This is a genomic window from Pseudomonas sp. SIMBA_041 (genome assembly GCF_046535095.1).
GTDB classification, from domain to species: Bacteria; Pseudomonadota; Gammaproteobacteria; order Pseudomonadales; family Pseudomonadaceae; genus Aquipseudomonas; species Aquipseudomonas mucoides.
Genome location: NZ_JAWRXJ010000002.1, coordinates 739,620 through 751,727 on the forward strand (window position 1 = coordinate 739,620; position 12,108 = coordinate 751,727).

General features: G+C 60.3%; 9 protein-coding genes. All 9 read left to right on the forward strand.

Annotated features, from left to right (window positions below; translation table 11 throughout):
* Positions 1-27: 27 nt before the first annotated feature.
* The gene (locus tag SB725_RS07120) at positions 28-1,197 is read left to right on the forward strand and encodes an alginate biosynthesis protein Alg44 (RefSeq protein WP_027924844.1); all 1,170 of its coding nucleotides are present in this window, start codon (positions 28-30) and stop codon (positions 1,195-1,197) included.
* A 9-nt stretch (positions 1,198-1,206) separates the two neighbouring features.
* Positions 1,207-2,718, forward strand: coding sequence for an alginate biosynthesis TPR repeat lipoprotein AlgK (algK, locus tag SB725_RS07125; RefSeq protein WP_081743983.1), 1,512 nt, complete (start codon positions 1,207-1,209; stop codon positions 2,716-2,718).
* Positions 2,715-4,202 carry an alginate export family protein gene (locus tag SB725_RS07130; RefSeq protein WP_027924842.1) on the forward strand — a complete coding sequence of 496 codons (1,488 nt, stop codon included), beginning with the start codon at positions 2,715-2,717 and terminating at the stop codon, positions 4,200-4,202. Before algK ends, SB725_RS07130 begins: the two co-directional genes overlap by 4 nt.
* Before the next feature lie 26 nt (positions 4,203-4,228).
* The gene (gene algG, locus SB725_RS07135) at positions 4,229-5,818 is read left to right on the forward strand and encodes a mannuronan 5-epimerase AlgG (RefSeq protein ID WP_059181587.1); all 1,590 of its coding nucleotides are present in this window, start codon (positions 4,229-4,231) and stop codon (positions 5,816-5,818) included.
* Positions 5,819-5,828: 10 nt separating this feature from the next.
* Positions 5,829-7,277 (forward strand): alginate O-acetyltransferase, encoded by a 1,449-nt coding sequence (locus SB725_RS07140; RefSeq protein WP_027924840.1) that lies wholly within the window; start codon positions 5,829-5,831, stop codon positions 7,275-7,277.
* 8 nt (positions 7,278-7,285) lie between these two features.
* Entirely contained in the window at positions 7,286-8,410 is a 1,125-nt protein-coding gene (locus tag SB725_RS07145) for a mannuronate-specific alginate lyase (RefSeq protein ID WP_027924839.1), read from the forward strand.
* Positions 8,411-8,621: 211 nt separating this feature from the next.
* Entirely contained in the window at positions 8,622-10,187 is a 1,566-nt protein-coding gene (locus tag SB725_RS07150; RefSeq protein WP_027924838.1) for an MBOAT family O-acyltransferase, read from the forward strand.
* 11 nt (positions 10,188-10,198) lie between these two features.
* The gene (locus SB725_RS07155; RefSeq protein WP_027924837.1) at positions 10,199-11,374 is read left to right on the forward strand and encodes an alginate O-acetyltransferase; all 1,176 of its coding nucleotides are present in this window, start codon (positions 10,199-10,201) and stop codon (positions 11,372-11,374) included.
* Between the two features lie 14 nt (positions 11,375-11,388).
* Positions 11,389-12,045, forward strand: coding sequence for an alginate O-acetyltransferase AlgF (locus SB725_RS07160; RefSeq protein WP_027924836.1), 657 nt, complete (start codon positions 11,389-11,391; stop codon positions 12,043-12,045).
* Positions 12,046-12,108 lie beyond the last annotated feature (63 nt).

The following is a 12,108-nucleotide window of genomic DNA, read 5'->3' on the forward strand; positions in this document are numbered from 1 at the left end:
TATTGAATTAACAAGGAAATCGCCCCTATGAATACCGCCGTCAACGCCAACGTAGTGCATGAATCTGAAGCCCAGCGCCAACACGCCCGAGTGAAAATCCCGGCCAAGCTGCGCTTCTTCGGTCCGGACCGGACGCCGGTTGAAGCCCGTGTGATCGACCTTTCCGCTGGCGGCCTGGCGTTCAACGCCGGTCAACTGCCGCTGAAGATCGGTGACGTGTACAAGGCTCGCCTGCAATTCGTCATCGACAACCTCGGCCTGGCCATGGACGTGGAATTGCAGGTTCGCTCCTTTGACCGCCAGACCGGCCGTGCCGGTTGCCAATTCCAGAACCTCGAACCGCAAGACATTTCGACCCTGCGTCACCTGATCACCTCTCACCTGGCCGGCGACATCGTCAGCATGGGTGAAGTGCTGGCGACCCTGCAGCGCGACAACTTCACCAAGGCGCGCAAGGTCAAGGACGGCGGCCACGGCATGACCGCGTTCGGTCGTCTGCGTGCAGTGACCTTCAGCCTGGGGATTTTCATCGTCGGCGTCGCGGCATTCGGTTTCATTTTCAAATCGGTGTACGGCATGTACTTCGTCAGCCACGCACAGGCCGGTCTGGTCAGCGTGCCGGGCATGAACATCACCATGCCGCGCGACGGCACCGTGCAGAGCCTGATCAAGGCTGACGGCGTGGCCGCCAAAGGCGCCCCGCTCGCCACGTTCAGCACCAGCATGCTCGACGTGCTCAAAGGGCATCTGGACGAAGACCAACTGCAACCGGCCAAGGTTGAAGAACTGTTCGGCAAGCAAATGACCGGCACCCTGACCTCGCCGTGCGATTGCACCGTGGCCCAACAAATGGTTGCCAACGGTCAATACGCCAGCAAGGGCGACGTGATCTTCCAACTGGTGCCGCGCAACACCGAAGCCAACATCGAAGCGCGCTTCTCTTATCGCCAGTTCCGTGACGTGCGTCCGGGTACTCCGGTCAGCTTCCAGATCGCCGGCGAAGACAAAACCCGCACCGGCAAGATCGTCAGCAGCACCAGCCTGAAAAGCGCCGACCTGTCGTCCGACATCCGTGTGCTGATCCAGCCTGACGAAGCCCTGGACAGCAGCCTCGCCGGTCGCCCGGTGGAAGTGAACAGCGACCGTGGCCCGAACCTGAACTGGCTGATCGACAAAGCCATGGCCGCCGGTCTTTAAGTCGAGGACATGCCCGTGACGATTATCAGTTTCCTGAAAACACCACAAACCCTGTGGGAGCGGGCTTGCCCGCGATGGGATCAACTCGGTTTATCTGATGCACCGCAGCGCCTGCATCGCGGGCAAGCCCGCTCCCATACTGGATATGCGGTGTGTGCAATCGCGTTGGCAGTGAGCCTGGCCGGTTGCGCCGGCCTGCCCGACCAGCGTCTGGCCAACGAAGCCCTCAAGCGTGGTGACACTGCGCTCGCGCAGCAGAATTACAAGCAACTGGCCGACCTCGGCTACAGCGAGGCTCAAGTGGGCCTGGCCGATATTCAGGTCGACAGCCGCGACCCGGCGCAGATCAAACAGGCCGAGGCGACTTACCGCGCGGCGGCCGATGTCTCGCCAAGGGCGCAGGCTCGCCTCGGTCGCCTGTTGGTGGCCAAGCCGGGATCTACTGAAGCCGAACAGCACGAAGCCGAAGGCCTGTTGAAAAAGGCCTCGGCCAATGGCGAAGGCAACACCCTGATTCCACTGGCGATGCTGTACCTGCAATACCCGCACAGTTTTCCCAACATCGATGCGCAGAAGCAGATCAGCCAATGGCGCGCCGAAGGCAAACCGGAAGCGGGTCTGGCGCAAGTGCTGCTCTATCGCACCCAAGGTACTTACGACCAGCACCTGGACGAAATCGCCAGCATCTGCAAAGCCGCACTGAACACCACCGACATCTGCTACGTCGAACTGGCCACGGTTTATCAGAAACAGGCCAAGCCCGAGCAACAAGCCGAGCTGATCAAGCAGATGCAAGCCGCACACGCTCGCGGCACCGTCTCTGCGCAACGAGTCGACAGCGTCGCCCGTGTACTCGCGGACCCGACCCTGGGCAAGACCGACGAGAAAACCGCGCAGTCGCTGCTCGAACCTATCGCTCCAGGCTACCCGGCGTCGTGGGTCACCCTCGCGCAATTGATCTACGACTTCCCTGAACTGGGTGACGTCGACCAGATGATGAAGTACCTGGACAACGGTCGCGCCGCCGACCAGCCGCGCGCCGAACTGTTGCTGGGCAAGCTCTATTACGAAGGCAAAATGGTCCCGGCCGACGCCAAGGTCGCCGAAGAACATTTCCAGAAAGCCGTCGGTCGCGAAGTCGCCGCCGATTACTACCTCGGCCAGATCTACCGCCGCGGTTACCTGGGCAAAGTCTATTCGCAGAAGGCCCTGGATCACTTGCTGACCGCTGCGCGCAACGGCCAGAACAGCGCCGACTTCGCCATCGCCCAGCTGTTTTCCCAAGGCAAGGGCACCAAGCCCAACCCGCTTAACGCTTACGTCTTCAGTCAGTTGGCCAAGGCTCAAGACACCCCGCAAGCCACCGAGCTTGCGCAAACACTCGAAGCACAACTGCCGCCTGCCCAGCTCGCCGAGGCCCAACGCCTGTTGAAACAAGAACAGGCCATTCGTGGGTCCTTGAGCCAGAACACGCTGGAACTGCATGCCCTGCAAGAAGAAGACGGCGAGGAATCCCTATGAAGTTGAATCCATTCATGAAGGCCGGCATCGGCCTCACGTTCGCGCTGATCTGGTCTTGCCCGACACTGGCCGCGATCACTGAAACCAAAAACTTCGGCCTCGAAGTGAAAGTCACCGGCCAGTCCGAGGACGACAGCGACCTCGGCACCCAGAGCGGCGGCGACGTCAATGGCGTCGGTCTCGACCTGCGTCCATGGATCTATGGCGAGAGCGGCGCGTGGAGCGCCTATGCCATGGGCCAGGCCGTGACCGCCACTGACATCATCGAGACGGACACCTTGCAAGGGACCGCCAGCGATGGCACCACGCCGACCACCAACGATGATCGCAAGACCAAGAAAAACTACTTGGCAATGCGCGAATTCTGGGTCGGCTACAGCGGCCTCACGCCGTATCCCGGCGAACAGTTGAAGCTCGGTCGCCAACGCCTGCACAACGCCGACGGCCAATGGCGCGACACCAACATCGAAGCCCTGAACTGGACCTTCGACACCACCCTGTTGCGCGCCAACATGGGCGTCGCCGAACGCTTCAGCGAGTACCGCACCGACCTCACGGAGCTCGCTCCAAAAGACAAGGATCGCCTGCACGTCTACGCCGATGCGGAGTATCAGTGGACGCCGGGGCAGTGGGCGGGCATTCGTGCTCATCACACCCACGATGACGGCAAGCTCGACTACCCGCAGCCGGGCGTACCCACCGATTCGCTGGACAAGAAACAGAACGGTGACCTCACCTGGCTGGGCCTGACCGCCGACAGCGACGCTTATAACTGGCGCAACACCAACACCGTCAATTACTGGGGCAGCATCACCGGCATGAGCGGCGACACCGACACGGTCAACCCGCTGAACGCCAATGGCACGCCTCCGACCGAAGCCAAACGCGGCCAAGACCTCAATGGCTGGGCCACGGATGTCGGCGTGCGTCTGCGCCTCGATCCGCAATGGCAAGTTGGTGCCGCCTATGCCCGCGCCAGTGCCGAGTACGAACAGAACGGCCTGGAAAGCAACCGCTCGAACTACACCGGTACCCGCTCGCGGGTTCACCGTTTCGGCGAAGCCTTCCGTGGCGAAATGCAGAACATGCAGACCGCTACCCTGTTCGGTTCGTGGATGCTCAACGACGAATACGACGCCAGCGTGATCTACCACAAGTTCTGGCGCGTCGACGGCAACAAGCCGATCGGCAGCAACGGCATCAACGCGGTCGAGAACAACACCGACGACCCGACCGGCGCGATTCTCTCCACCACGTCCCTGCCGCTGAACGATGGCGAAAAAGACCTCGGTCAGGAAATGGACCTGGTCGTCACCAAGTACTTCAAGCAGGGCCTGTTGCCGGCGGCGTTGAGCCAGTCGATCGACGAGCCTTCGGCCCTCGTGCGTTTCCGTGGTGGTGTGTTCAAGCCGGGTGATGCGTACGGCAAGGAAGTCGATTCGTACATGCACCGCGCATTCATCGACGTGATCTGGCGCTTCTGATGCGAACCGCGAAGGGAGTGCCCGACATGAACAATTCGAAGCGAGGTTCGATCTCCTTGCTGGCCGGCGCGATGCTGCTGGCCAGCGCGGCTGCCTTCGCCAATGTGGAACCGGTCGTGCCCGTGCAGAAAGGGCAACCGGAGACCATTGCCAAAGGTTTGCAACAGGCCAAGACCTACACCGTCAGCAGCGCACCGACCGCACCGCTGGAGCTGGCCAAGCCAACGCTACCGGACCTGTCCGGCTATACCGCCGAAGCCATCGCCGCAAAAATCGTGCGCACCAAGGCCGGCAAGATCAGCGTGCGCCGGATGATGCAGGAAGACGCCCTGAAGGACTTCATCGGTGGCGACAACAAGATGGCCGAGTGGGTGGTGCGTCAGCACGGTATCCCGCAGGCAATCTTTGTCGACGACGGCTACATGAACCTCAAGGACCTGGCGAAGAAGCTGCCCAAGCAGTACTTCAGCGAAACCTCGCCGGGGGTGTTCCTGGCGAAGTTGCCGATTGTGGTTGGCCGTCACGGCATCCTCGAAATCGACAAGCAGACCCAGGAACTGCGTCTGTCCCAAGAGGCCGGTTCGTTCCTGGTCAACGACGGCCAGCTGTTTGTGCGTGACACCAAGATCACCGGCTGGCGCGAGAAGGACAACGGCCCGGCGACGTTCACCTCGCCCAAGGAATTCCGTCCGTTCCTGCTGTCCTGGGGTGGCACCGAGACCTACATTGCCAACAGCAAGATCGCCAGTTTCGGCTACGCCAACAGTAAGTCCTACGGCGTGAGTATTTCCCAGTACACGCCGAACATGGCCAAGGTCTTGAAGCGACCTGAGCCGACCGGCTGGATCGTCGGTTCCGAGTTCTCGGACATGTGGTACGGCTTCTACTGCTACGAAACCCGCGACTTCGTGGTCAAGGGCAACACCTACAAAGACAACATCGTCTACGGCATCGACCCGCATGACCGTTCGCACCGTTTGATCATTGCCGACAACACCGTCTACGGGACCAAGAAGAAGCACGGGATCATTATTTCCCGTGAGGTCAACGACAGCTTCATCTTCAACAACCGCAGCTACGACAACAAGTTGTCGGGCCTGGTGATCGACCGTAACAGCGTGAACAACCTGATCGCCTACAACGAGATCTACAAGAACCACACCGACGGCATCACCCTCTACGAGAGTGCCGACAACCTGATCTACGGCAACAAGGTGATCAGCAACAAACGCCACGGCATCCGTATTCGTAACAGCGTGAACATCCGCCTCTATGAAAACCTGTCCCTGGCCAACGGCCTGACCGGCGTCTACGGCCACATCAAGGACCTGAGCGACACCGACCGCGACATCAAGCTCGACCCGTTCGACGCCGAAGTCTCGCTGATCGTGGTCGGCGGTGAACTGGCCGGCAACGGCAGTGGCCCGCTGTCCATCGACTCGCCGCTGAGCGTCGAGTTGTATCGCGTGTCCATGCTCGCCCCGACCAAATCCAGCGGCATCAGCTTCAGCGGGATTCTGGGCGAGCGTCAGGATGAAATTCTCGACTTGCTGGTGCGCCAGCAGAAAGCCGTGCTGATCGACCCTGTCGAACGCCAGACCGAAATGCGGGACTGAGGATAATTTTATGCACCCACACTTGATCAAATTACTCAGCCTGTCGGCCCTGACCGCCGGCATTCTCGCGGCCAGCGCTGGTGTTCGTGCGGACGACGCTCAAGCGCCGAAGTTTGCTGCCGAACCGTGCTGCAACCTGTGCCCCGAAGCCCATGACGCGAAGAATTACACCACGCGTTATCAACAGAACTTCACCACGTTGGTGCAGGCTCAGGGCGACTGGCTGTTCCGTACGCAAGAAGACTTGCGCACCGAATTCGACACCTCCCCCGCCGGCTACAAACGCATGAAAGAACTGCACGATGCGTTCAAGAGCAAAGGCGTGGAGCTCGTTGTTGTTTATCAACCCACTCGTGGCCTGGTGAACCGCAACAAGCTCAACCCGGAAGAAAAAGCCAAGTACGATTTCGACAAAGCATTGAAGAACTACAAGACCATGCTCGGGCGTTTCGCCGCCATGGGTTACGTCGTGCCGGACCTGTCGCCACTGACCAACGAATCGCTGCCCGACACCCTGCCCGCCCACGACTTCTACTTCCGCGGCGACCAACACTGGACGCCGTATGGCGCCCAGCGCACCGCGAAAATCGTCGCGGAAAAGGTCAAGCAGATTCCAGCGTTTGCCGGCATTCCGAAACGCGAATTCGAGACCCACAGGTCGGGTCGCATGGGCAAGACCGGAACATTGCACAACATGGCCGGTCAACTCTGTGGCACCAGCTACGCGATCCAGTACATGGATCAATTCACCACCGAGCCCAAAGGCGAAGCCGCCGACGGCGATCTGTTCAGCGACGCCGGCAATCCGGAGATCACCCTGGTAGGCACGAGCCACAGTGGCAAGAACTACAACTTCGCCGGTTTCCTCGAAGAGGCCATCGGCGCCGACATCCTCAACGTGGCGTTCCCCGGCGGTGGCCTGGAAGGTTCGATGCTGCAGTACCTGGGCAGCGAAGAATTCCAGACCAAGCCGCCAAAGATTTTGATCTGGGAGTTCTCGCCGCTCTATCGCCTCGACCAGGAAACCATCTACCGCCAGATGATGGCGCTGCTGGACAACGGTTGCGAAGGCAAGGATGCACAACTGTCCGGCAGCACCACGCTGAAGCCGGGCAAGAACGAATTGATGGTCAACAGCAAAAACCTGAACCTGCAAAACAGCAGCCACCAGGTCGACATCCGCTTCGCCGATCCGTCGGTGAAAACCCTGCAAGCCACCCTCTGGTACATGAACGGTCGCCACGAGGACATCAAAATCGAAAAACCGGAAACCTCCGACACCGACGGGCGTTTCGCCTTTGAGTTGCGCACAGACGAAGACTGGGCCTCGCAGAATCTGCTGGCCGTCGAAGTCCAGGGCCCTGAAGCCGGTGCCGCGCCGCAAAAAGTCGAAGCGAAAATCTGCAAACGCAACGTATTCCCGAGTGCTGAGCAGCGAACTGCTCAGGCCGGGCAATGAGGTCTGCCATGCGAAACCGAACGTTGAAAAATCTGCTCGCGCCATCGTTACTGACCCTGGCGATGTTCGCCGGCGCCACCCAGGCTGCCGCGCCCCTGCGCCCGCCACAGGGTTACTTCGCGCCGATTGAAAAAGTCAAAACCGGCGACAGCAGTGAAGGCTGTGATGCGATGCCGACGCCGTACACCGGCTCGCTGCAATTTCGCAGCAAATACGAAGGCTCCGACAAGGCCCGTTCGACCCTGAACGTGCAATCGGAAAAAGCCTTCCGCGACAGCACCGCCGACATCACCAAGATCGAACGCGGCACCAGCAAGCGCGTGATGCAATTCATGCGTGACGGTCGCCCGGAACAACTCGAATGCACCTTGACCTGGCTGACCGCCTGGGCCAAGGCCGATGCGTTGATGTCCAAGGACTTCAACCACACCGGCAAGTCCATGCGCAAATGGGCACTGGGCAGCATGGCGTCGTCGTACATCCGCCTGAAGTTCTCCGACTCGCATCCGCTGGCCAACCATCAGCAAGAGTCGCAGATGATCGAAGCCTGGTTCAGCAAAATGGCCGATCAGGTGGTCAGCGACTGGGACAACCTGCCGCTTGAGAAAACCAACAATCACTCGTACTGGGCGGCCTGGTCGGTGATGGCCACGTCGGTCGCAACCAACCGCCGCGACCTGTTTGACTGGGCCGTGAAGGAATACAAGGTCGGCGCCAATCAGGTCGACGCGCAGGGTTTCCTGCCGAACGAACTCAAGCGCCAGCAACGCGCCCTCGCCTACCACAACTACGCGTTGCCGCCTCTGGCGATGATCGCCAGTTTCGCTCAGGTCAACGGTGTGGACTTGCGCCAGGAAAACAACGGCGCGCTGAAACGCCTGGGTGATCAGGTACTGGCCGGGATTAAAGACCCGGACATCTTCGAGAAGAAGAACGGCAAGGAACAGGACATGACCGATCTCAAGATCGACTCGAAATTCGCCTGGCTCGAACCGTTCTGCACGCTCTACACCTGCGCGCCGGATGTGCTGCAACAGAAACACAAGATGCAGCCGTTCAAGACCTTCCGCCTCGGTGGGGATCTGACCAAGGTCTACGACCCGGCCAATGAAAAAGGCAACAAGGGTTCCTAGGAAAAATACAAAACCTGTGGGAGCGGGCTTGCCCGCGATGGCGGTCTGACATTCAACATTGATGTCGACTGACCCACCGCTATCGCGGGCAAGCCCGCTCCCACAGGTTTAGCGTCAAGTTTGAGTTTTGTGTGTTACGCCCTCCGGATTTCGGTGGGGGGTTTGGGGGGGCTGCGGCCCTTGACTGTTGGTTAAACATGGAGAGATCGGGATGGTATTTTCATCCAATGTGTTCCTGTTTCTGTTCTTGCCGATCTTTCTCGGCTTGTACTACTTGAGCGGAATACGCTATCGCAACCTGCTGCTGCTGATCGCCAGCTACGTGTTCTATGCCTGGTGGCGCGTGGACTTTCTCGCGCTGTTCGCCGCCGTCACGCTGTGGAACTACTGGATCGGCCTCAAAGTCGGTGCCGCGGGCGTGCGGACCAAACCGGCCCAGCGCTGGCTGCTGCTCGGCGTCGCCGTCGACCTGTGCATCCTGGGCTACTTCAAGTACGCCAATTTCGGTGTCGACAGCATCAACGCGATGATGACCTCAGTCGGTCTGTCGCCGTTCATCCTGACCCACGTGCTGTTGCCGATCGGGATCTCGTTCTACATCTTCGAGTCCATCAGCTACATCATCGACGTCTACCGTGGTGACACCCCAGCGACCCGCAACCTGATCGACTTTGCAGCGTTCGTGGCGATCTTCCCGCACTTGATTGCCGGCCCGGTCCTGCGTTTCCGCGACCTTGCCGACCAGTTCAACAACCGCACCCACACCCTCGACAAGTTCTCCGAGGGCTGCACGCGGTTCATGCAGGGTTTCATCAAAAAGGTCTTCATCGCCGACACCCTCGCCGTCGTCGCCGACCACTGCTTCGCCTTGCAAAACCCGACCACGGGCGATGCCTGGCTCGGCGCACTGGCCTACACCGCGCAACTGTATTTCGACTTCTCCGGCTACAGCGACATGGCCATCGGCCTGGGCTTGATGATGGGTTTCCGCTTCATGGAAAACTTCAAGCAGCCGTACATCAGCCAGTCGATCACCGAGTTCTGGCGTCGCTGGCACATCAGCCTCTCCACCTGGCTGCGTGACTACCTGTACATCACGCTGGGCGGTAACCGCAAAGGCACACTGATGACCTATCGCAACCTGTTCCTGACCATGCTGCTCGGTGGTCTGTGGCACGGCGCGAACATCACCTACATCGTCTGGGGTGCGTGGCACGGCATGTGGCTGGCGATTGAAAAAGCGCTGGGCCTGAACACCTCGCCGCGCAGCATCAACCCGATCCGCTGGGCGCTGACGTTCCTGCTGGTGGTGATGGGCTGGGTGATCTTCCGCTCGGAAAACCTGCACGTTGCCGGCCGTATGTACGGCGCGATGTTCAGCTTCGGCGAATGGTCGCTGTCGGAACTCAACCAGGCCAGCCTCACCGGCCTGCAAGTGGCAACCCTGGTGGTGGCTTACGTGACCCTGGCGTTCTTCGGCATCCGTGATTTCTACACTAACCGTCCGCCAGAGAAGACCAAGCCTGCCGTCAACGTCGAGACCGATGGTCCTGCCGCTGCGACCCCTGGAACGATCAAAGCCGTACCGGGCGACAACCCGGCCAGCATCCACCAACCGGGTTACACCGTTGGCGTCGAAGCCACCGTGCAACCGGCCTACTGGACCGCTGACTGGTCGCGTTACGTGATGCGCGCCCTGGTGCTGCTGCTGTTCATCGCTTCGATTTTCAAACTCTCGGCGCAAAGCTTCTCGCCGTTCCTTTACTTCCAGTTCTGAGGGATCTGACCATGACCCGCTCATTACGCATCTTCTACATCGCCCTGTTCCTGTTGACCCTGTTGGTCTTGGGCCTGTGGTCCACGCGCAGCTTCTTTGGTTTCAGCACCAGTGCCGACACCACGGTGCTCAACGGCCGCTGGACCAAAGCCGTGGAGACGCACTACGACGACGAGTTTCCGATCAAGCGCCTGGGCACCAACCTCTGGGCCGCGCTGGATTTCAAACTGTTCAACGAAGGTCGTCCGGGCGTCGTGCTCGGCCGCGATCAGTGGCTCTATAGCGATGAAGAGTTCAACCCGATCGTCAACGAAGAGCTGAACCTGCAAGGCAACTACGCGCTGGTCGAAGGCGTGCGCCAGACCCTGAAAGAGCAAGGCGTGCAACTGGTGATGGCGATCGTGCCGGCCAAGACCCGCCTGTACCCGGAACACCTGGGTGAGGTGAAGCCTTCGAGCATTCACGCCAACCTCTACAAGGACTTCCACGACCGTGTCGCGGCCGACAAGATCCTCGCCCCCGACCTGCTCGGCCCGCTGCAAAAGGCCAAGCAGAATGGTCAGCAAGTGTTCCTGCGCACCGACACTCACTGGACGCCGGAAGGCGCACAAGTCGCCGCCGAGACCCTGGCCAAAACCATCGCCGACAAACTCCCGCTGAGCGGCGAACCGCAAAACTTCGTCACTACACCTGCGGAGAAAGTCACGCACAAAGGCGACCTGCGCTTGTTCCTGCCGCTGGACCCGCTGTTCGAAAACCTGATGCCGGCGCAAGAACCGCTGCAGAAGCGCAACACCGTGGCGGCTGGCGATCAGCCGGCCGGTGACGACGCCCTGTTCGCCAACACTGAAGTGCCGGTGGCCCTGATCGGCACCAGCTACAGCGCCAACCCGAACTGGAACTTCGTCGGCGCACTGAAACAAGCGCTGCGCAGCGACGTGGTCAATTACGCCGAAGACGGCCACGGCCCGATCCTGCCGATGCTCAGTTACCTGAAAAGCGATGCTTTCAAGAACAGCCCGCCACAGGTGCTGATCTGGGAGTTTCCTGAACGCTATCTGCCTGTGAACAACGAAATCGGCGACGCCGACCCGCAGTGGGTCGCAGAGCTCAAAGAAGCCGGCGCCCGCCAACAAAACGTAGCCGCAAACACTAAATCCGAGACGCCCGACCGGGCGCAAAACTGAAAGAGAGGTACACCATGACTTTCACTACTACTCCTCGCCGTCTCGCTAAGACTTTCGCTCTTGTCGCTGGCATGAGCGTTCTGTCGATGCACGCCTTCGCCGGTGGCGACGCCGCACTCTACGGCCCGACCGCACCCAAAGGCTCGAGCTTCGTACGGGTCTACAACGCCGGTAATGCTGAAGTCAGCGCCACCGTCGGCACCACTAACCTGAGCGACGTCGCACCGCTGTCCAGCACCGACTTCAGCTTCATGCCGGGCGGCGACTACAGCGCCAAGGTCGGCAGCCAGACCCTGCCGGTGAAACTCGCCGGTGACCACTATTACACCCTGGTCAACAACGCTTCCGGCGCGCCGCAACTGATTGAAGAACCGCCGTTCAAGAACAAGCAGAAGTCCCTGGTGCGTCTGCAGAACCTGAGCGACAAGCCGCTGACCCTGAAAACCGCTGACGGCAAGACCGACGTGGTGCCAAGCGTGGCCGCCAAGGGCCGTGGCGAGCGTGAGATCAACCCGGTGAAAGTCAGCCTGGCGCTGTTTGAAGGCGACAAAAAAGTCGGCGATGTAAAACCGGTTGCCCTGGAACGCGGTGAAGCGGCCGTGCTGTACGTCACCGGCAACGGCAGCAGCCTGTCGCCAGTCTGGGTAAAACGCCCGGTGTCGACGCGCTAATCAATTCTCTGAACTGACCCGGCTCTCTGTGGGCGCTGGCTTGCCAGCGATGGCATCACCTCG